The organism is Specibacter sp. RAF43 (genome assembly GCF_052114065.1).
Lineage (GTDB): Bacteria > Actinomycetota > Actinomycetes > Actinomycetales > Micrococcaceae > Specibacter.
In genome coordinates, this window is the sequence record NZ_JBFREA010000005.1 from 68,390 (window position 1) to 88,628 (window position 20,239).

Sequence of the window (20,239 nt, forward strand, 5' to 3'; positions counted from 1 at the left end):
GTTTCGTGGTGTACTGGCGAGTATCGGGTTGGGGACGACGACCCACAGCATGAAGGAGCAGGCATGAGAACGCCCTGGCAGCGCACCGCGGACGGCGCCAACTTGTTAAGTCCGGACGGCTCCCTGGCGGTGACCATCTTTGAGGAAATCACCGCCCTGGCGAACCGGCACGACGCCATCAACCTGGGCCAGGGCTTCCCGGACGAGGACGGCCCGGCGGAGCTGGGCCGGATCGCCCGCGACGCCATCGCCAACGGCAACAACCAGTACGCGCCCGGCAAGGGCATCCCGGAGCTGCGCCAGGCCGTGGCCGAGCACCAGAAGCGCTTTTACGGGCTGACCCCGGACCCGGAGACGGAAATCGTGGTCACCACCGGCGCCACGGAGGCCATCGCCTCGGCCATCCTGTCCCTGGCCGGCCCGGGCGACGAGGTCCTGACTTTTGAGCCGTTCTACGATTCCTACGGCGCCATGATCGGGCTCAGCGGCGCCACCCACACCACCGCCGCCCTGCTGGCCCCGGACTTCATGCCGGACCTGGCCACGCTGGAAAGCAGCTTCAGCGAGCGCACCCGGATGGTCATCGTCAACAACCCGCACAACCCCACCGGCGCGGTCTTCCCCGAAAACATCCTGGCCGAGGTGGTGCGCCTGGCCGTCAAGTACGACGCCGTCATCCTCACCGACGAGGTCTACGAACACCTCACCTTCGGCGCCCGCCACATCCCGGTCGCCACCTTGCCCGGTGCGGCCGAGCGCACCCTGACCGTCTCCTCCGCCGGCAAGACGTTCTCCTTCACCGGCTGGAAGATCGGCTGGCTCTCCGGCCCGGCGGACTTGGTGGCCGCAGCCCGCACCGTCAAACAGTTTCTGACGTACTCCTCCGGCACGCCGTTCCAAACGGCCATCGCCGCCGGCCTGCGCATGGACCAGTCGTTCTTCGATAACGCCGCCGCCACGCTGCGGCACAAGCGGGACATCCTCAGCGACGGACTGCGCGCCGCGGGCCTGGACGTGCTCACCTCGCAGGGGACATATTTCATCAACGCCGACACCGCCGGACTGGGCATCACCGACGCCACGGCCCTGGCCCGCCGGCTCCCGGCGTTGATCGGCGTGGCCGCCATCCCCGTCCCCGTCTTCTGCCACCCCGACGGCGCCCAACGGACCCGCTCCCTGCTGCGGTTTGCGTTCTGCAAGAAGGTGCCGCTGCTGGAGCAGGCCGCCGAGCGCCTGGCCACGCTCCGGGACAGGCTCTAATGCCCGTCGCCAGCCGATTCCTGCGCACCAGCGGCGTCCACGCCGTGATCGACCGGGACCCCTGGCACGACGACGCCTTCGTCCTGAGCATCAACAACGCCGAGCAGTCGCAGGTGAATCTGGCCCACCCGGAGGACGTGTTCTACGAATACCTGCGCCGGATCGCCAATGCCGTGGACCTGGTCAAGCCCGCCGGCGAGCCGGTCACGGCCCTGCACCTGGGCGCCGGCGCCCTCACCCTGGCCCGGTACATCCAGGCCACCCGCCCGGGCTCCGTGCAGCACGCCGTCGAACTGGAGCGCGAGCTGCTGGACTTTGTGCTCGAGCACCTGCCGCTGCCCCGCGGCACCCGGCTGGCCGGCCATGTGGGCGACGCCCGCGCCGCGCTCGGTGAGCTGCCCGCGGGGCTGACGTTCGACGTCGTGATTGTGGACATTTTCAGCGGACCGGACGCGCCCGCCCACCTGGCATGCGCGGATTTCTACCGCGAGGCGGCGGCCCTGCTGGCGCCGGGCGGCGTGCTGCTGGTCAACGTCGGCGACGAGCCCGGGTTCACGCTGGTGGGCAGCCAGACGCGGGCGCTGCGCGAGGCCATGCCGGGCGTGGCGGCGTTTGGCACCAGCAACCTGTTCACCCGGCGGTATCCGGGCAATGTGATCCTGATGGGGATGGCGCAGGACTGGCCCGCGGAGTGGTCGGCGGCGCTGCTGGCCCGCGGCCCGCATCCGGCCACGGTCCTCTCCGGTGTGGAGCTGGACGAGCTCGCCGGCTAGTCGGTGCTCCCCAGCACGACGTGCGAGCGGCTGTGCGTGAGGTAGTCGTCGACCCAGGACAGGACGGCGCTGACGCGCTGCCGATTGCCCGAGAGCAGCACCGCGTGCACGCCCAGCCAGGCGAGAAAGGCCAGCGGGCCCTGCATTTGGAGGCGTTTGCGACCCAGCTCGGCCACCGCGGCGCCGCGGCCGATCATGGCCATGTACCCCTTGTCCGCGTAGGCAAACGGTGCCCGCGCGCCCCCGGTCAGGTCGGCGTGAATGTTGCGGGCGGCCCATTTGCCCGCCTGCTGGGCGCAGGAGCCGAGCTGGGGAAGCTTCTCGCCGCGGTCGTCGGTCATGTTCGCCGCATCCCCGAGCACGTAGACGCCCGGGACCCCCGGCGCGGTCAGGTCCGGGTTGACGTCGATCCGGCCCCCGCGGCCCTGCGTGAGGCCGGACTGGGCGACGACGGCGCCGGCCTTGAGCCCGCCGGCCCAGACCACGATGTGGCCGGGCAGTTCCGTGCCGTCGGCGAACACCACCTTGTCCGGGCGAACGTCCGCGACGGCGGAGCCCATCTTCAGCTCGACGCCGGCCTTGCGCAGGTGCGAGGCCGCGTAGGACTTGGACTTTTCGGAGAAGGCGGTCAGGACCGTCGGGACCATGTCGACGAGGTGGACGCTGGAGCGCGCGGCCAGGGCCGCGGAGAAGTATTTGGGCACGATGTACTTGAAGTTCTCCGCGATGGCGCCGGCGGTCTCCACTCCGGTCGGTCCCCCGCCGACCACCACAATGTGCAGGCCCCCGCCGTCCCGGTAGGCCGCGTCCAGGGCCTTGACCATGGCGTTGCCCAGCCGCACCGCGTCCGTCACCGAATACAGCGGATACGCGTACTCCTCGGCCCCCGGGGTGTTGAAGTAGTTGGCTTCGGCGCCGGAGGCCAGGACCAGGAATTGTCCGTGGATGGTGTCCCCGTCCGAGGTGGTGACGGTGTGGGCGGCAACGTCCACGGCGGTGACTTTGGCGGTGAGCACCTTCGCGGACCGGTACCGCTGCAGCATGCCCCGAAAGGTGCGCGTGACCTCGGAGACGCCGATTTGGGCGGTCGCGACCTGGTACAGCAGCGGCTGGAACTGGTGGTAGTTGTTTTGGTCGATCAGCAGCACCTTCACGCCCTTGCGGGCCAGGGCCTTCACGGCGGCCACGCCGGCAAAACCGCCGCCGACCACGATGACCTGGAATTCATTCTCCATTGCCCGCCCCCTCCACTCATGCCGGGCTGCAGGGGCGGAATGTCCGCTCTCCTTGTGGGTGCATCCTACTCGGGGGCCGGCGGATGCGGCAGGGGTTGGACGGGATAGCCTACACTCAGGCAAAAATGGAAAGGGACATACCGGTGACCGACCCCGCATTTGAAGCCGCCTACCAGGCCGCGCAGGACAGCCTCGCCCAGGGCGGCATTCCCATCGGCGCCGCGTTGGCGCGCGGCGGTGAGATCATCGCCGTCGGCCATAACGAACGGGTCCAGCACGGGGACCCCATTGCGCACGGGGAAATGTCCGCCCTGCGCGCGGCGGGCCGCCAGCGCAGCTACCGCGACACCGTCCTGTACACCACCCTGGCACCTTGTGCGATGTGCACCGGGACCATCATCCAGTTCAAGATTCCGCGGGTGGTGGTCGGGGAGGCCCGCACGTTCACGGGTGAGTTTGAGCTGCTGCGCTCCCGCGGTGTCATCGTGGAGGTCCTCGACGATCAACGCTGCGTGGACATGATGCGGGCGTTCCAGCGGGACCATCCCCAGCTGTGGGCGGAGGACATTGCCGAATAGGCAACCCGCCGGGCAACCCGCCGGGTACATGGGCGGGATGCCGGGCCCTGGCGACAGACCCAGGGAATCGGCCATTCCTGCCCAGTCAGCAGGCTTTGAGCCCGGCCACGTTGTCACCGAGTGCACCGAACCCGCCCAGCAGGGTGACCCTGGTGGCCGGTGAGGCCGTGATGTCGCCCAAGATTCCGGCAGGGATGCAGTTTGGCTTGACGACGTAGAGCGGAGCCTTCTGGGCACCGGCAATGGCGGAGCCCGCCAACGCGTCGGGAAAGCCGTATCCGGTGGCGAGATAGACCTGTCCCGCATTCTTGGCCAGTTCCGCATTGAGCCGCTGACTGGTGCCAAAGCGGTCACTTCCCGAGCGTCGCTGTGAGCCGAAGGCCTTCAGGGATTGTTCGAGTCCGGGTGAGAAAACGCCCGTACCACCGGCGATGATGGTCTTGCCGACCTTCAAGGTCACCAAGGCGGCGCGCGTTGCGGCATCGAGGTCCTTGGCCTTGCCATTGACAAGCAGCACGGGCGCCCCGGCTGCGCCCGCGGATGCCGATGCCGACAGGGCATCGGGATAGTCCATCCCCGTGGCGAGGTACGCGGTCGAAGACTGTGAGAACGCGCCCGCCAGAATGGCCCTTGAGGTTTCAAAGCGGTTGGCTCCCGACCTGCGGACAGCGTTGGGGACAATCTTCTTGACGGCGTCGAACACTGCGGCCGAAACTGCGCCGGTTCCCCCGACCACGACAACCTTTGATGGCTTCAGGCGCTTGATTTCGGAGGCTGTCGCCGCTGGCAAGGACGTGGGCATGGTCAGCAGCAGCGGCCCGCCTTCCCTGGCGGCGGCGGGGGCCGCGGAAAGAGCGTCCGGGTAATCGGACCCGGTCGCGACGTAAACCACTTTCGCGGTGGCGGGATACCCCGACCGTGCCACCGCCGCGGCGGTGGCATAGCGGTCGGCGCCGGAAAGCCTGTAGGAGAGGGTGGGACCCTTTCCAACCCGGGCAGTCTGCAGGCTGGTGCGCGTCGTGGTGAGGTAGCCCGAACGCTTCCCGGTTGCACTGACGGAGAGCTTCTTGCCGAAGTCCGCCGTTGCCACTAAATACGAACTGTCGGTGGCGCCGGTGATGACATTCCCGTCGCGAAACCACTGGTACTCAAAGGAGTCCACTCCCGGAAGCCAGCCGGATGCCTGGGCATTGAGGACTTTTCCGATTATCGCGGTTCCGTATATCTTGGGAATTGACGTCAAAAAGGGCTTATCGGCACCGGCGGTAACAGTGATATTGGCAAGGTCGCGAAACGAATCCGACAAATTGCCCAGCGTATCGCTGAGGGGATACAGGCGAACGGTCCAGGAACCAATTGCGGATCCCGGCGGGACGGTGACGCTCCGTTCCCATATTCCGTCCCGTGCGTCGCCCGATTGCAGAGCCATTGGGCCGAAGCCCAGGCTGTGACCGGAGGCGTGGCTCATGGCAATCGTGGGATCGGAGGCTCCGGTGTCGTCGATGAGGTGGACGCTGACCGTGACGGTAGCCGCCCCGTTCTCGATTGACACCGCCAGGGGCGTCACGGTGCTGCTTCGATACTCGGGGCCGGTCAGGTCCGGCGCCGCGTTTGCGGCAACGGGATGGAGCAGCTCGGACAAGAGAGCGATTGGTAGCAGGGCGGCCAAGAGAAAAAGCGGGCGCAACCGACCTATCAAACGTTTCAACAGGATTCCCCATATTCGTCAAGATGAATTGGCAACAAAAGTTAAAGATAGGGCAATTTATCCGTTAGAAACAACTGTGTCTGAGGCGGGAATTAGATCCCGCATGGAAAAGCCGGCAGTCGGTTTGGTTCGGGCGCGGACGCGGGCCGGGCAACCCGCCGGGTGCATGGGCGGGATGCCCGGCCCTGCCCCGGTAGACTTTGGCGGGGCCTGCTTTTGATGCCCCGCGATTCTTGACCGCGTATCACTGGAGAACAAATGACACCGGCGCCCAACGCCCCCATCCAACCCGACGACTCCGAACCCACCAACCAGGCGCGGCGGATGCAGAGGGCACCAGCGCAGACCCGGCGCCGCAAGCGCGTCCTGGTCGGCGTTACCACGATCGGGGTTGCGGCCGCAGCTGTCGCGTCAATCGTGTTCGTCGGGCTGCCGCTGCTCAACAACTCCAGCAACGCCGGCCCCGGCGAGACTTCTCAGGCGCCAATCGTCATCACTACCCCGGCCACCACCAAGGCGTTTCCTGCATTCAACCGCCCGGACTACAAGCAACCGGCCGTGCCCGCTTCCGCAACCCAGGCCGTCAAGCCGACCACCATCACCGTTGGTTCGGACAAGACCGGGAAGATCATGCCGGAGGGGCTGGCCGGGCTGTCGATGGACACCGACCACCTGGTGGACATGCACATCGACCCGGCCCAGTCGAACTTTGCCGAAATTCTGAAGATGTCTGGTGATCCGGTGATCCGCTTCGGCGCGCAAGCCGTGGATCGCCGTTTCTTCTGGACGTCCACGGATGAGCCCATCCCGAACTGGAAGGTTGTCCCGGCCTACTCCGCCGACAAGCGAAAGGTCGTCAAGATCACGCCGGCCGTGCTGGAAAACCTCAAGCACCTCCTGGACCAGGGCAACGCGCGCGTACTCATGGCCGTGGACATGGGCCACTATGATCCCGCCCGTGCCGCCGACTTCGCCAAGTGGGCCCACAAAATCCTCGGCAACCGCCTGGTGGGCATCAGCCTCGGCAATGAGCCCAACGGCTACAACCGCGTGGAATATGCCTACCTGGCCTTGCGCCCGGCCAACTACACGTTCGATGACTGGGCCAAGGAGGCCCGCGCCTATTCGGCGGCCATCGCCAAGGCCGCCCCCGGTGTGAAGGTGGTTGGGCCCCAGGCATACAGCGAGGTGTGGTGGAAGGGGTTCGCCGGGCTGGACCTGCCCAACGCCGGCGCCTTGACGTATCACAACTATCCGCTCTCCAGTTGTTCCGCACCGCAGAACGGTCCCGAAGGCCGGAGCATCGCCAATGCACTTTCGCGTCACCTCAGCGACTACAGCGCCAATTACGCGGCCTCGGCCGTCAAGGCCGCCGCCGGCCACAACATCCCGGTTTGGAACAGTGAAACGAACATTTCCACGTGCTTTGGCTCCAACCCGGTTTTGAAGACTCATGCCCTGGCCATGTGGACCGTGAACTTTGCCATGCGCTCCGCCACTGAGGGTGTCACCCAGTTGAATTTCCATGGCGGTCTGGAAGCCTGCAAGGGCGGCGCCCCCGGATCTCCCCTGTGTGACAGCGGACCCTACCGCCAGCCGAACGGCACCCTGACCATGCGCAGCCAGTACTACGGCATCATGATGGTGAACAAGCTGGGCGCGGGCGACTTCCTGCGGTCCCAGGTCGCCGGCGACGCCAACATTTACGCCTACCCCGTCCGCCACAAGGACGGCTCCCTGAGCGTGATGGTGGTCAACCAGAACGATCCCTCCAAGCAGGCGCCGGTCAAGATCACGCTGAAACTGCCGGCACAGACCGCCACAGGCACCATGACCCAGCTGGCTGGGCCGCAACTGGCCGCCCAGGATCAAACCCGGATCGACGGTATGGCTTCCTCCGGTGTACCAGCGGCCAAACAGGCCAAGGTGCCCGGTTTCAAGGCCGGCGAGCAGACCCTCACCGTGGCCCTGAACTCCGGGACGGCGACCATCCTAAATTTCACGTTCTAGGCGGATCCGCGGTGACATAACCCACAGAATCGCGGGTGTGGGATTGGACCACGAACGGTAGACTCGAAGCCGGCCGGTATCCATCGGCGCAACTATTTCCTGGAGGGTTATGTCCCGCGCGATCAAGCGTCCGCCCCGGCGTCGCAGTGGATCAGCGCCGCAGGCATTCCGTCGACTCAACCGTGCCGTGGACCATTCCGAACGCAACAAACGTTTCATCATCGGCACTGTGGCACTCTTGACCGTCGCCGCCGCGATTGTATCCCTGGCCTTGTCCCTGTCCCCGCTGTTCACCCACTAGCAGCGGATGCGTCAGTCGGCATGCTGGAGGAAGTCCGGCAACGGTTCGACGAAGACGGAGTTGGGCGGCTCAAGGTACATGACCAGGACCCGCTCCCCCGGGGAAAACGTGCTGGTCTTGTCATAGGGATAGGCGTGGAAGGCGGTGGTGCCGCCGTGGATGGCGATCATGACCTCCCCGACGGTGCCCGGCCCGATGCGCCCGGTCACCCGGGCGATCTTGCCGGTCAGGCTCCGATCGAAGTCCCTACGCATGGGGCGGTTCCGGAGCTTTCCGCGAATTCCTGCCCCTCCTGAGCGAGTCGGTCAGGGCCGGCAGGTAGTTGCCCACCTGGGCCAGTATCCCGCCCACCATCGAGTTGACGCCGTCGCCGCCGTTAAGCACAGTCAACTGGCCCACATGGGCAAAGGGTTCGGCGGCCGCGCCCACGATGGCCGGCATGTTTTCCGCCAATTGCTGGGAGATCACGGCTTCCTGGTTGGTCCCCAGCGCCTCCGCCCGGGCCTTGATGCCGTCCGCCTCGGCCAGCGCCTTGGCCTTAATGGCCGACGCCGACGCGTTGCCGCGCGCCGTTGTGGCCGCGGCCTCCGCCTCACCGGTGACCCGGGTGGCGCCGGCCGTGGCGGCCGCCGCCGTGGCATTGGCCTGCGCCTCCAGCTCGGTCTTCCGGGCCCGGGCCTCCGCGGCGCTGATGTCGGCCGCCTTTTGGGCCTCGGCCTCGGTGCGTTGGGCGTAGGCCCTGGCGTCGGCGGGCTTGCGGACCGTTGTTTGGAGCTTTTGTTCCTCCCGGTCGGCCTCGAGCTTGGCCACCTGGGTTTCCTGGACCACCACCTGCTGGCGTGCGGTGGCATCCGCCAACGGACCGGCCTGGGCGGCGTTGGCCCGGGCCCGTTCGGCGTTGGCCTGGGCGGCGGATTGCTTGATGGCCGAGAGGCTTTGGGCATCGGCAATCAGGGCGGCCGCCTCGGCCTCCTTTTCCGAGGCCTCGCGGTTTCGGGTGGCCTCGGCCACCCGGGCCTCCATCTTCACCTGGGCAATGTGCGGCTTGGCCAGGTTTTGGATGTAGCCGGTGGGATCCTGCAGGTCCTTGATTTGCAGGGAATCCACCACCAGTCCCAGCTTTTCCATTTCAATGCCGCTGGCACTGCGCACCTGGGAGGCGAGCTTGTCGCGTTCACGGATGATTTCCTCCACTGTCATGCTGCCGATGATGGAGCGCAGGTGCCCCTCGAAAACGTTGTAGACCTGGCTTTCCATCTTGGGCTGCTGGCCGAGGAAGCGCCGGGCGGCGTTGGCGATGAACGGGGTGGAGTCGCCGATCTTGAAGATGACCACCCCTTCGACCACCACCTGGATGCCCTGGGAGGTGACGCAGTTGACGTGCAGCTCGGTCTCGTTCAGGGTCAGGGACAGGGTGCGCACGGTCTGCAGCCCGGGGATCACAAAGGCGCCCTTGCCGGTGACGATCTTGAAGTCCATGCCGTCCGTGGCGGCGGGGCTGCCACGGGTGAAGCCCGAGATGATCAGGGCCTCGTTCGGTTCGGCGACCCGCCACATCATTTTCACCGCCACCCGCACCACCACAATGGCGAGGACCACCGCCACGATCGCCACGAGGAGCGGAATAAATGAGAGTAAATATTGCATGACCCAAGTCCCATTCGGTAAAGGCTAGTTCCTAGCGTAGACCGTCCGGAAGCCGTTGGCTCCTGCAAAGATTGCACCGCAAAAGTGCCGCTTCATGCCCCCGCCGGCTCGGCAAACCACAGCCGGGTCTCGCCGTACTTCTTCTCCGCAAACCGTTCCAGCGACGCCGGCCAGGGCGGCTCGGGCGATCGGGAGGACCGCTCCACCACCACCACGGCGTATGAGCCCAGCTGGGGTCCCAATACCCGCAACACGTCCCCGAGTGCGGCGTCGGTCAGGGGGTACGGCGGGTCCAGGAACACCAGGTCCCAATGGTCCACCCCGGCGGCGGCCGTCCGGTCCAGGAACGACTCCACCTTGGAGCGTTGCACGGACACCACCTTGGACCCCAGCACCTTGTTGGCCAGTTCCGCATTGCGCTGGCACACGCCGGCGGCCTTCTCATTGAATTCCACCAGCTCCACGGACTTGGCACCCCGGCTGGCGCTCTCCACGCCCAGCGACCCGGAGCCGGCGTACAGGTCCAGCACGCGCGCATCCACCAGCATGTTCATGGATTCGAGCCGGGAAAACAATGCTTCCTTGACCCGGTCGGTGGTGGGGCGGGTGCCGTCGCCGGGGACCGAGGCCAGCACCGTGCCCCCGGCCGCGCCGGCCACGATGCGGGTCATCGGCGGACCGCCGCGCGGGCGCGGTTAGCCTCGTTCAAGGAATGCCTCTTTTCCATCGCTGAGATAGGTGCTGATTTCCAGCTTCAACGCCGGGTGCCGGTCCAGCGCAGGGTCCTCGCGGACGATCTCGGTGGCGTCCCGCCGGGCCCGCATGATCAGGGCTTCGTCGCGCAGCACGCTCAATACTCGCAGGCCGCTGCTGCCGCCGGACTGTTTGGCGCCCAGGATGTCGCCCTCGCGCCGCAGCTCCAGGTCCTCGCGCGCCAGCACAAAACCGTCGGTGGTGGCGGCCACCGCCTCCAGCCGCTTCCGGCTCGGGTGACCCGGGGGCAGGTTCGTCACCAGCAGGGCGGTGCCCGCGTGTCCGCCGCGGCCCACCCGTCCGCGCAGCTGGTGCAATTGGGACATGCCGAACCGGTCCGCGTCCAGGATGATCATCAGCGACGCGTTGTGCACGTCGACGCCCACCTCGATGACGGTGGTGGCGACCAGGACGTCGATGTCCCCGGCGGCAAATTCGGCCATGGTGCCCTGTTTGTCGGCCGAGTCCAGCCGTCCGTGCAGTTCCTCAATCCGCTTTCCGGCCAGGGCCGGGACGTTGCGCAGATACTGCACGACGTCGAGTACCCCGGCCATGGCATGCTCGTCGCCCGCCGGGCCGGCCGGACCCTCCGAGTCGTCGTCGCCGATCTTCGGGCACACCACGTAGACCTGGTGGCCGGCGTCGATTTCCTCCCGCGCCCGGGCCCAGACGCGGGCCTCCCAGCCCGGGTGCTCGGCCAGGGGCGCAATGTGGGTGGAGATGGCGGCGCGCCCGGCCGGCAGCTCGGTGAGTTCGGAGACCTCCAGGTCCCCGAACACGGTCATGGCCACGGTGCGCGGAATGGGGGTGGCGGTCATGACCAGCAGGTGCGGGGGTTTGAGCGCCTTGGTGCGCAGCGCGTCGCGCTGCTCCACGCCGAAGCGGTGCTGTTCGTCCACCACCACCAGGCCCAGGTCGGCAAACTGCACCGTCTCCGACAGCAGGGCGTGCGTGCCGATCACGATGCCGGCCTCGCCGGAGGCGGCCGCCAGCAAGGTCGTTTTCCGGGCCGCGGCCGGCATGGACCCCGTCAGCAGCGTCACCGTGGTGGCATGCGGGCCGCCCAGCAGCGGCCCCTGGCCCAGCGTGCCCAGGAGCGCCGTGACGGAGTGGTAGTGCTGGGCGGCCAGGACCTCCGTGGGCGCCAGGAAGGCGGCCTGCCCGCCGGCATCGATCACCTGGAGCATGGCGCGCAGCGCCACGACCGTTTTCCCGGAGCCCACCTCGCCCTGCAGCAGCCGCTGCATGGGGTGTCCGCCGGCGATTTCGACGGCCAGCAGCTCGCCGATGTCCCGCTGCCCGCCGGTCAGCGTGTAGGGCAGCTGCGCGTCGAAGGCGTCCAGGAGCGCCCCGGCAACACGCGGGCGCCCGGTGGCGTCCTGCGACGCGGCCGCATGCCGGGACATGGCCAGGGAGGTTTGCAGGGCAAGGGCCTCCTGGTAGCGGAAGCGCCTCCGGGCCGCGGGGATGTCCTCCACCGTGACGGGCATGTGAATTTGGGTGTAGGCCTCGGCCAGCGGCATGATCTTCTCCCGCGCGGCAAGGTGGGCCGGCACCGGATCGGGGATGTCCGTCAGGTCCAGCACCGGCAGCACGGTCTCCACGACCTTCTGGGTGCGCCAGCTTTCCATTTTGGCCGTGGCCGCGTACACCGGGATGGGCCGGGCGACGGCCAGTTCCGCTTCATGGTGGGCCAGGTCGTCGTCGGGCAGGAGCAGGTAGCCCGGGTTGGTGAGGGTCTTGGCGCCCTTGAACATGCTCACGCGGCCGGAGAACATGGCCAGCACGCCGGGCTGCAGCTCCCGTTGGGCTTTCCAGCCGCTGAAGAAGCTGATCCTTAGCGGCGAGCGGATGCCGGAGTTGTCCGTGATCACGACGTCGGTGATGGTGCCCTTGCGTCGTTGCATTTGCCGGGTGCTCTGCTCCACCACCCGGGCAAGGATGGTGACCTCTTCGTCAAAGGGCAGCCGGTTCAGGTCGGTCAGCTCGCCGCGGTTCAGGTACCGGCGCGGGAAGAAGTGGATCAGTTCCCCGGTGGTGGAGATGCCCAGGTGTTCCTTGACGCGGTCCGCGGTGGCCTTGCCGACCAACCGGGAGAGGTCCATTCGCAGGTCGGGCGGCCCGGCCCAGGAACTAGAGGAGGTCATGGGCGTCTTCGGTGGCGTTGGGGCTCAATTGCGAGATGCTCACGTTGCTGGGATCACCCACGGCTCGGATGGCGTCCAGGGCGATGGCGGGGGACGGCACGTGGATGTGCAGCCGCCACGGATAGGCGCCGGTGTCGTCGGCCTGCTCGGACACGGCGCTCATGATGACCGAGTCGCCCAGCTCGTCCAGCTGCATGCGCAGCCCGGCGGCGGCCAGGGGTGAGAGGGTCACGGTGCACATGACCTCCACGCCGGTTTGCTCCGGCATGGTCAGCGCGATGTTGGGGTCCTGCACCTTGTACCCGGCGAGCCCGTCCAAGAGGTCTTCCTGGAGCGGCTCGCCCACCACCACCGAGCGCAGGCAGTCCAGGATCAGCAGCAGCCCCACTCCCCCGGCATCCACCACGTGGGCGTCCGCCAGCACGCCCAGCTGGGACTCGGTGAGCACCACCGCCTCCCGGGCGGCCCGCACGGCACCGTCCAGGGTCAGGGCCAGGGCGTGGTTGGAGTCGTCGCCGTTGAGCGAGGCCTCAACGTTGGAGGCACCGCGGGCGGCCGCCTCCAGGACGGACAGGATGGTCCCGGGGGTCGGTTCGCTCAGCGCGCTCCAGGAACGCAGCTGCGCCCGGTGCAGCGCGGCCGCCAGCAGCGGGCCGTTCAGGCGCTGCTGGCCGGCCATCGGCTCGGCCATGGCCGCCAGGAAGACCGAAAACAAGGTGCCGGAATTGCCGCGCGCCTGCTCCATGGCGGCCCGGCCCGCGGCGGCCAGCGTGGCGCCCACATCGCACGGTTCCATGTCCCGCAGCGCCTGGGATGCCGAGCGGACCGTCAGGTACAGGTTGGTCCCGGTGTCGGCGTCGGCGACGGGGAAGATGTTGATGGCGTTGAGCCGGTCGCTGTGGTTTGCCAGTGTTTGCTCCGCCTTGGCCAACCAACGGCGAATCACGGGGGCGGTGGCCGCAATCTTAGACTGCAAAGTGATCCCATCCCACAGCGTCGCTCACGGCGCCTGTCGAGTTCCGTCCGCCTATGGTCACTGCCGGTTTATCGGCGTCTGCGGACACTACCGAGCCTATCCTAGCGAACCCGTCCGGGAGCGGGGAACCTGCCGGAAAAGTGGATAACAGGCCGTGGTCCTCCCCACCGGCGAGAACCCACTGCAGTGGATCCCGGCCCAGCGCCGTGCCGATGTCGGCGAGCCCCGCGGCCCGTTGCGCCAGGACGACGGCGTCCAGGTCCAGGCGGGTGCCGCTGGCCGCGGCCAGGCGGCCGGCGTCGCGCAGCAGGCCGTCGGAAATGTCCATCAGGGCGGTGGCGCCGGCCCGGGCGGCGGCGGGCCCGGCGGCCAGCGGCGGGGCGGGCCGGGTGAACAGTGTCACGGCGTCGCGCATGGCCGGCGTGAAGTCGCCGGCGGCCGTGGTGCTTTCCAGCAGCGCCCAGCCGGCGGCGGCCATGCCCAGGTTGCCGCAGAGCGCCACGACGTCCCCGGGCCGGGCGCCGCTGCGCAGCACCGCCTCCCGGCCCTCCAGGGTGCCGGTGACCGCTGCGGTGACGACGATTTCGGAGCCGCCGGACAGATCGCCGCCGGCCACGGAGCAGGAGGCGGCACCGAGCGCCACGATCGCGGCACTCAGGCCGGCGGCCAGGTCCTCAACCCAGGCGACCGGTGTGGTGCCCGGGAGGGTGAGGCTGACCACCAGGGCCGTGGCGACGGCGCCCATGGCGTTGATGTCGCTGAGGTTTTGGGCGGCGGCCTTCCAGCCGACGTCGTAGCCGGTGCTGTGGTAGCCGTTGGGCCAGGTGAGGCGGAAGTCGCGGTCCTGGACCTGGGTGTCGATGGAGAGGACCGTCCGGGCGTCCGGGGCGGCGATGACGGCGGCGTCGTCGCCGGGGCCCAGCAGCGTGGACGGGCCCGGGGGCAGGAGCGGGAAGATGCGGGCCAGCAGGCCGGATTCGGAGAGTTGGTCCACCGTCAAAGTCATGGTTCCACCGTAGCGCCAGGGTGGGACAATCGTGGATTTACCCAGCCCCACGCACACCGGGCCCGCCCAACGCGTGGTGGGGCGGGCCCGGGATCGGGTTGGTGCCGGTGGCTACTGTTCCTGCATGGGGATGCGGACGCCGCGCTCGGCGGCGACCTCAAGGGCCCGGTCGTAGCCGGCGTCGGCGTGGCGGATGACGCCCATGCCGGGGTCGTTGGTGAGCAGGCGGGCGAGCTTCTCCCCGGCCAGGGCGCTGCCGTCGGCAACCGAGACCTGGCCGGCGTGGATGGAGCGGCCGATCCCGACGCCGCCGCCGTGGTGGATGGAGACCCACGTGGCGCCGGAGGCGGTGTTCAGCAGGGCGTTGAGCAGCGGCCAGTCCGCGATCGCGTCCGAGCCGTCCGCCATGGCCTCGGTCTCCCGGTACGGGGAGGCGACGGAGCCGGAGTCCAGGTGGTCGCGGCCGATCACGATCGGGGCCTTGACCTTGCCGTCGGCGACGAGCTGGTTAAAGAGCACCCCGGCCTTGGCGCGCTCCCCGTAGCCGAGCCAGCAGATGCGTGCCGGCAGGCCCTCGAATTCCACATGCTCGGCGGCGGCGTCCAGCCAGCGGTGCAGGTGCGTGTTTTCGGGGAACAGTTCCTTCAGTGCCGCGTCGGTGACGGCGATGTCCGCCGGGTCCCCGGAGAGCGCGACCCAGCGGAACGGGCCCATGCCCTCGCAAAACAGGGGGCGGATATAGGCCGGGACAAAGCCGGGGAACTCGAAGGCGCGGTCGTAGCCGCCCTTGCGGGCCTCGTCACGGATGGAGTTGCCATAGTCAAAAACCTCCGCGCCGGCGTCCTGGAACTCCACCATGGCCGCCACGTGGCGGGCCATCGCGTGCTGGGCCTTCTTCGTGAAGCCCTCCGGGTCGTTCTCCGCTTCCGTGTGCCATTGCTCCACCGTGTATTCGGTGGGCAGGTAGGAGAGGGGATCGTGCGCGCTGGTCTGGTCCGTGACGATGTCCACCGTGAACTCCCCCGCCCGGTGCCGGGCCAGGATGGCCGGGAAGACCTCCGCGGCGTTGCCCACCACGCCCACCGACAACGGCTTCTTCGCGGCCTTGGCCGCGAGCACCTTCGCCAGGGCCGTGTCCAGGTCCGGGGCCACCTCGTCCAGGTAGCGCTTGCCGACCCGGCGGGCCAGCCGCTCGGCGGAGACGTCCACGATCAGGCAGGCGCCGCCGTTGAGGGTGACGGCCAGGGGCTGGGCCCCGCCCATGCCCCCGCAGCCGCCGGTCAGCGTCAGCGTCCCGGCCAGGGTGCCGCCAAAGCGCTTCTCGCCAATGGCCGCGAACGTCTCAAAGGTGCCTTGGAGAATGCCCTGGGTGCCGATGTAGATCCAGGATCCGGCCGTCATCTGCCCGTACATCATCAGGCCCTCGGCCTCGAGCTTGCGGAACTCGGGCCACGTGGCCCAGTCCCCCACCAGGTTCGAGTTGGCCAGCAGCACCCGCGGCGCCCACACGTTCGTGCGGAACACCCCCACCGGCTTGCCCGACTGCACCAGCAGCGTCTCGTCGTCGTCGAGGGTCTTGAGGGTCGCGACGATCGCGTCGTACGCCTCCCAGGACCGGGCCGCGCGGCCGGTGCCCCCGTACACCACCAGGTCCTCGGGCCGCTCGGCCACTTCCGGATCCAGGTTGTTCATCAGCATGCGCAGGGGCGCCTCCGTCTGCCACGATTTCGCGGAGAGTTCGGTACCGCGCGCCGCACGAATGGAGCGGGAGGGGTCATGCATGGTTGCCATGGTGGTTTCCTTAGCTGTGTCATCTAGAGCTGTGTCATCCAGGCCGGAAGTGCTCCGGCCGAAAGTTCCTATGGTTCCATCCAACCCCGGCGGGCCGGTTGTTCCTAGGGGTTTCACCCGTAGGCCGTCTGTGATTCGAGACTGTGGGCGGACCGGCTCAGACGAAGGCGGCGACCCCGGTGATGGCCCGGCCGGCCACCAGCGTGTTGATCTCGTACGTGCCCTCATAGGTGTAGATGGCCTCCGCGTCGCAGAAGATCTTCGCCATCTCATAGTCCACGGAGATGCCGTTGCCGCCGAGGATGCTCCGGCCCAGCGCCACGGATTCGCGCATGCACTTCGTCACGAAGGCCTTGGCCAGGGCGGAGTGCTCGTTGCGCGTGGTGCCGGCGTCCTGCATCTGCGCCAGCCGGACCATCATGCCCATGGAGGCCTGGGCATTGGAGAGCATCGTGACCAGCTGCTCCTGGATGAGCTGGAAGCCGGCGATCGGCTTGCCGAACTGTTCCCGCTCCACCGCATACTTGCGGGCGACGTCGAACGCGGCCAGCTGCAGGCCCACCGCCTGCCAGCCCACCGTGGCACGGGTGGACTTGAGGACCTTGTTGGTGTCGCGGAAGCTGTTGGCGTGGGCCAGTTTGAAGAAGTCGGGCACGACGACGTCCGTCAGGACGATGTCGGCGTTCTGGACCGCGCGCAGGGCGATGCGGTTTTCAATCAGGGTTGCGGTGAATCCGGCCGTCTTGGTGTCCACCAGGAAGCCCTTGACCTGGTCGTCGGCGACGTCCTTGGCCCAGACAATCACATAGTCGGAAAAGGTGGAGTTGCCGATCCAGCGCTTCTCCCCGTTGAGGATCCAGTTCTCGCCGTGGCGCACCGCGGTGGTTTGGGTGCCGCCGGCGACGTCGGAGCCGGCCAGTGGTTCGGTGATGGCAAAGACGCCGGTCTTCTTCAGCGCGTAGATCTCCGGCAGCCAGGCGGCCTGCTGCTCCGCCGAGGCCAGCAGCTCGATGGAGCCGGTGAACAGCCCGTCGTGCCCGCTGAAGAAGGTGCCGAAGGAGGCGTCGACGCGGTGGATGGCGGCGGTGAGCATGCCGGCGAACAGGTGGGAGTGGCCCTGCCGGCGCACCGGGCTGATCAGGTCAAGCTCGGCCACCTTGGGGATAAGGTGCACCGGAAATTCGCTGCGGTTCCAGAAGTCCCGGGCAATCGGGCGCACCTCGGCCTCCAGCCATTCGCGGATGCTGTTGAGCCGGGCCAGCTCGTGCTCCGCCAGCAGGCTTTCAAAGGCGAAGAAGTCGCCGTCCGGGTAGGGCAGGGAATCGTTCCGGGAATTGTGGGCGCTCATGGAAATACCTCCAAATAGATGACTGGGACGGCCCGTCGCGTGGGGGAGGCCATCGGTCGACGGCGGGTTCGCCGGAATGGTGTGGCCGCCGAATGTGGGCGTATCTCGAACATAGCCCGAGTTCCCGGCGGCCGGGAACCGAAAGGCCCAATATGCCTCGGCGTCTGTGATCACAGACGAGTTCGGTGAAGCAAGTCACCCTCCGCGGCGCATCCATGCTCAGATGGATGAACTGAAGGGGGCCGTGGGCCTGAGATAAACCAAACGAAGGAAAGCCATGTCAAGAATTCAATCCGTGCGAAAGAGCGGGCCGGTCATCGAGCGCCGGTCCATCGACTTCGTGCCGCATCACGAACGCCATGGCAAGGCTTTTGGCCAGTTCACCCTCTGGTTCGGCGCCAACATGCAGATCACGGCCATCGTCACCGGCGCCCTGGCCGTCCTCTTCGGGGCGGACGCGTTCTGGGGCATCATCGGCTTGTTCATCGGCAACCTGCTCGGCGGCACGGTCATGGCGCTGCACGCCGCCCAGGGCCCCAAGCTGGGCCTGCCCCAGATGATCTCCAGCCGCGCCCAGTTTGGCGTGTTTGGCGCCGTCGTCCCGCTGGTGCTCGTCATCATCATGTACCTGGGCTTCGCGGCCACCGGGGCCGTGCTGGCCGGCCAGGCCGTCGAGGAGATCATTCCCACCGGCAACCCGGCCGTGGGCGTGATCATCTTCGGCGCCCTGACCGTGCTGGTGGCGACCCTGGGCTACAAGTACATCCACATGCTCGGGCGCATCTCCACGATCGTGGGCATCCTGGGCTTCAGCTACCTGGGCATCCAGCTGTTCCTCAAGCACGACGTCGGCGCCGTCCTGGGCACGGGCGGCTTCGCCATCCCCACGTTCCTGCTCGCCATTTCCCTCAGCGCCGGCTGGCAGCTAACCTACGGCCCGTACGTGGCCGACTACTCCCGCTACCTGCCGGCCAACACCCCGGCCCGCAAGACGTTCTTCGCCTGCATGTCCGGCTCCGTCCTCGGCGCCCAGTGGTCCATGACCCTGGGAGCCCTGTTCGCGGCCGTGGCCACGCCGGCGGGCAAGAGCTTCCTCGACGGCCAGGTGGCGTTCGTGGGCGACCTCGCCGGCGTCGGCGCCATTGCGGTGCTGATGTACATCGTGATCGTGGTCGGCAAGCTGACCGTGAACACCTTGAATGCGTACGGCGGCTACATGACCATCCTGACCTCGGTCAGCGCGTTCACCCGCCAGCTGCGCTTCGCCCCCTGGGTGCGTTTCGCCTACGTCATCGGCTTCATCACCGTCTCCGTCATCATCGCCATTGCCGCCTCCGATGACTTCATCTCCAACTTCAAGAACTTTGTGCTGCTCTTGCTGATGGTCTTCATCCCGTGGAGCTCCATCAACCTGGTGGACTACTACCTGACCTCCAAGGAAAAGGTGGACGTCCCGGCCCTGTACGACCCCAAGGGCCGCTACGGCGCCTGGAACATCCCGGCCCTGCTCACCTACGTGGTGGGCGTCGTGGTCCAGATCCCGTTCCTGGCCCAGCACATGTACACCGGGCCGATGACGACGCTGCTCGGCGGCGCGGACATCTCCTGGCTTGTGGGCCTGGTGGTCACGGCCGTGGTCTATTACCCGGTGGCCAAGAAGTTCCAGCGCCCGCCCACCGAGATGATCTACCCGGAGGACGTGGACGCGCCGGCCCCCGCGGCCGCCGTTTCGGCCGGCTAGTTCGGGCGGCTTCCGCAAGTGGCGCAACCGCCCTATGTTCGACGCCGGATGGACCGTCCCAGCGCAGCCCGGCTGTGCTGGGACGGCCCCTTTTAAGCGCTCGGCCGCAGCCGCCGGGAGATTTCCGCCGCGCAGCGTTTGACGTCCGGCAGCCACTGGGCGGCCAGGTCTTCCAGGTGCACCGTGCGCTCCGGGGCCGTTCCGGCCGCGGCATGCCGGGCCGCCGCCGCCGGGCTCAGCACCGGGCGGTTGGCCACGGTGAGCGTCACGCTGGCCACGGGGTGGCCGCTGCGGTCCAGCACCGGGACGGCCAGGCTGGAAAAGCCGTCCGTCACCTCGTCCTGCTCCCAGGAGAATCCCCGGTCCCGGATCTTCTCCAGCAGCTCGTTGAGCGCCGGCACGGAGTGGACGCCGGTCTCGTACCGGGTGGGGAACGCTTCCGGGCCCGGGTACAGGGCCGCCACCTGGGCGTCGGACATGGAGGCGAGCATGGCCCGGCCGCTGGCCGTCAGGTGGGCCGGCAGCCGCACACCGGCGTCCGTGACGAGGGTGCTTTGGCGCTTGGCGCGTTCCTCGATGACGTAGATGACTTCCCGTCCGTGCATGACGGCCAGGTGCGCGGTGCGCCGGGTGCGGGCCACCAACTGCACCAGCGGGTACCTGGCGATCCGCTGCAGCGGCGCCTGGCGCGAATAGCCCGTGCCCAGCTCGTGGGCCGTGGCGCCCAGGGCGTACTTGCGTTCCTCGGGCAAGTGCACCACAAATCCGTCGTCGATCAGGGCCGCCAGCAGGTGGTAGGTGGTGGAACGGGGCAGGGCCACGTCGCGGGCGATCGCCGTGGCCCCCACCGGCCCGGCTTGGGAGGCGACATAGCGCAGGATAGAGAGCACGTTCCTGGCCGCCGGCACCTGCGGCGGCACGCTGGGGGAATTCATGCCCCCACCCTATCCTCATCTCGTCTGTGA

General features: G+C 67.9%; 16 protein-coding genes. 5 read left to right on the plus strand and 11 right to left on the minus strand.

Annotation, left to right across the window (positions count from 1 at the left end):
• Positions 1–63: 63 nt before the first annotated feature.
• Together AB4Y80_RS04695 and AB4Y80_RS04700 are read left to right on the plus strand one after the other, a co-directional pair.
• A complete protein-coding gene (locus tag AB4Y80_RS04695) occupies positions 64–1,260 on the plus strand; it encodes an aminotransferase class I/II-fold pyridoxal phosphate-dependent enzyme (RefSeq protein ID WP_442212179.1) in 1,197 nt (398 codons plus the stop codon).
• The gene (locus tag AB4Y80_RS04700; RefSeq protein WP_442212180.1) at positions 1,260–2,033 is read left to right on the plus strand and encodes a spermidine synthase; all 774 of its coding nucleotides are present in this window, start codon (positions 1,260–1,262) and stop codon (positions 2,031–2,033) included. Before AB4Y80_RS04695 ends, AB4Y80_RS04700 begins: the two co-directional genes overlap by 1 nt.
• On the opposite strand, the gene AB4Y80_RS04705 is transcribed toward AB4Y80_RS04700, so the two are convergent.
• Complete coding sequence (locus AB4Y80_RS04705; RefSeq protein WP_442212181.1) at positions 2,030–3,268, minus strand: NAD(P)/FAD-dependent oxidoreductase; 1,239 nt, start codon at positions 3,266–3,268, stop codon at positions 2,030–2,032. The genes AB4Y80_RS04700 and AB4Y80_RS04705 overlap by 4 nt on opposite strands.
• A 125-nt stretch (positions 3,269–3,393) precedes the next feature.
• Between AB4Y80_RS04705 and AB4Y80_RS04710 the strand changes: the two genes are divergently transcribed.
• Positions 3,394–3,846, plus strand: a complete 453-nt coding sequence (locus AB4Y80_RS04710; RefSeq protein WP_442212182.1) for a nucleoside deaminase — start codon at positions 3,394–3,396, stop codon at positions 3,844–3,846.
• An 85-nt stretch (positions 3,847–3,931) separates the two neighbouring features.
• Here AB4Y80_RS04710 and AB4Y80_RS04715 read toward each other — a convergent pair whose 3' ends face one another.
• Entirely contained in the window at positions 3,932–5,413 is a 1,482-nt protein-coding gene (locus tag AB4Y80_RS04715) for a cell wall-binding repeat-containing protein (protein WP_442212183.1), read from the minus strand.
• 399 nt (positions 5,414–5,812) lie between these two features.
• Between AB4Y80_RS04715 and AB4Y80_RS04720 the strand changes: the two genes are divergently transcribed.
• Positions 5,813–7,564, plus strand: coding sequence for a hypothetical protein (locus AB4Y80_RS04720; RefSeq protein WP_442212184.1), 1,752 nt, complete (start codon positions 5,813–5,815; stop codon positions 7,562–7,564).
• Between the two features lie 312 nt (positions 7,565–7,876).
• Here AB4Y80_RS04720 and AB4Y80_RS04725 read toward each other — a convergent pair whose 3' ends face one another.
• From AB4Y80_RS04725 to AB4Y80_RS04760, 8 genes are all read right to left on the minus strand, one after another.
• A complete protein-coding gene (locus AB4Y80_RS04725; RefSeq protein ID WP_442212185.1) occupies positions 7,877–8,119 on the minus strand; it encodes a hypothetical protein in 243 nt (80 codons plus the stop codon).
• Entirely contained in the window at positions 8,112–9,512 is a 1,401-nt protein-coding gene (locus AB4Y80_RS04730) for a flotillin family protein (protein WP_442212186.1), read from the minus strand. The genes AB4Y80_RS04725 and AB4Y80_RS04730 overlap by 8 nt, the downstream gene beginning before the upstream one ends.
• Positions 9,513–9,604: 92 nt before the next feature.
• A complete protein-coding gene (rsmD, locus tag AB4Y80_RS04735) occupies positions 9,605–10,183 on the minus strand; it encodes a 16S rRNA (guanine(966)-N(2))-methyltransferase RsmD (protein ID WP_442212187.1) in 579 nt (192 codons plus the stop codon).
• 24 nt (positions 10,184–10,207) lie between these two features.
• Positions 10,208–12,412 carry an ATP-dependent DNA helicase RecG gene (locus AB4Y80_RS04740; protein WP_442212188.1) on the minus strand — a complete coding sequence of 735 codons (2,205 nt, stop codon included), beginning with the start codon at positions 12,410–12,412 and terminating at the stop codon, positions 10,208–10,210.
• Positions 12,399–13,355, minus strand: coding sequence for a DAK2 domain-containing protein (locus AB4Y80_RS04745; protein ID WP_442212215.1), 957 nt, complete (start codon positions 13,353–13,355; stop codon positions 12,399–12,401). The genes AB4Y80_RS04740 and AB4Y80_RS04745 overlap by 14 nt, the downstream gene beginning before the upstream one ends.
• 22 nt (positions 13,356–13,377) lie before the next feature.
• Complete coding sequence (locus AB4Y80_RS04750) at positions 13,378–14,394, minus strand: thiamine-phosphate kinase (RefSeq protein WP_442212189.1); 1,017 nt, start codon at positions 14,392–14,394, stop codon at positions 13,378–13,380.
• A gap of 111 nt (positions 14,395–14,505) precedes the next feature.
• Positions 14,506–16,185, minus strand: a complete 1,680-nt coding sequence (gene hutU, locus AB4Y80_RS04755; protein ID WP_442212190.1) for a urocanate hydratase — start codon at positions 16,183–16,185, stop codon at positions 14,506–14,508.
• 157 nt (positions 16,186–16,342) lie between these two features.
• Complete coding sequence (locus AB4Y80_RS04760; protein WP_442212191.1) at positions 16,343–17,533, minus strand: acyl-CoA dehydrogenase family protein; 1,191 nt, start codon at positions 17,531–17,533, stop codon at positions 16,343–16,345.
• Between the two features lie 277 nt (positions 17,534–17,810).
• Here AB4Y80_RS04760 and AB4Y80_RS04765 point away from each other — a divergent pair, with 277 nt between their 5' ends.
• Positions 17,811–19,274: a purine-cytosine permease family protein gene (locus tag AB4Y80_RS04765; protein ID WP_442212192.1), complete on the plus strand. Its 1,464-nt coding sequence runs from the start codon at positions 17,811–17,813 to the stop codon at positions 19,272–19,274.
• Positions 19,275–19,366: 92 nt separating this feature from the next.
• Here AB4Y80_RS04765 and AB4Y80_RS04770 read toward each other — a convergent pair whose 3' ends face one another.
• Positions 19,367–20,209: an IclR family transcriptional regulator gene (locus AB4Y80_RS04770; RefSeq protein ID WP_442212193.1), complete on the minus strand. Its 843-nt coding sequence runs from the start codon at positions 20,207–20,209 to the stop codon at positions 19,367–19,369.
• Positions 20,210–20,239: the final 30 nt, after the last annotated feature.

Coding starts and splice junctions, on each gene's coding strand:
- AB4Y80_RS04695 (WP_442212179.1), top strand. CDS start 64: ATGAGAACGCCCTGGCAGCGCACCGCGGACGGCGCCAACTTGTTAAGT.
- AB4Y80_RS04700 (WP_442212180.1), top strand. CDS start 1,260: ATGCCCGTCGCCAGCCGATTCCTGCGCACCAGCGGCGTCCACGCCGTG.
- AB4Y80_RS04705 (WP_442212181.1), bottom strand. CDS start 3,268: ATGGAGAATGAATTCCAGGTCATCGTGGTCGGCGGCGGTTTTGCCGGC.
- AB4Y80_RS04710 (WP_442212182.1), top strand. CDS start 3,394: ATGGAAAGGGACATACCGGTGACCGACCCCGCATTTGAAGCCGCCTAC.
- AB4Y80_RS04720 (WP_442212184.1), top strand. CDS start 5,813: ATGACACCGGCGCCCAACGCCCCCATCCAACCCGACGACTCCGAACCC.
- AB4Y80_RS04725 (WP_442212185.1), bottom strand. CDS start 8,119: ATGCGTAGGGACTTCGATCGGAGCCTGACCGGCAAGATCGCCCGGGTG.
- AB4Y80_RS04730 (WP_442212186.1), bottom strand. CDS start 9,512: ATGCAATATTTACTCTCATTTATTCCGCTCCTCGTGGCGATCGTGGCG.
- rsmD (WP_442212187.1), bottom strand. CDS start 10,183: ATGACCCGCATCGTGGCCGGCGCGGCCGGGGGCACGGTGCTGGCCTCG.
- AB4Y80_RS04740 (WP_442212188.1), bottom strand. CDS start 12,412: ATGACCTCCTCTAGTTCCTGGGCCGGGCCGCCCGACCTGCGAATGGAC.
- AB4Y80_RS04750 (WP_442212189.1), bottom strand. CDS start 14,394: ATGACTTTGACGGTGGACCAACTCTCCGAATCCGGCCTGCTGGCCCGC.
- hutU (WP_442212190.1), bottom strand. CDS start 16,185: ATGGCAACCATGCATGACCCCTCCCGCTCCATTCGTGCGGCGCGCGGT.
- AB4Y80_RS04760 (WP_442212191.1), bottom strand. CDS start 17,533: ATGAGCGCCCACAATTCCCGGAACGATTCCCTGCCCTACCCGGACGGC.
- AB4Y80_RS04765 (WP_442212192.1), top strand. CDS start 17,811: ATGTCAAGAATTCAATCCGTGCGAAAGAGCGGGCCGGTCATCGAGCGC.
- AB4Y80_RS04770 (WP_442212193.1), bottom strand. CDS start 20,209: ATGAATTCCCCCAGCGTGCCGCCGCAGGTGCCGGCGGCCAGGAACGTG.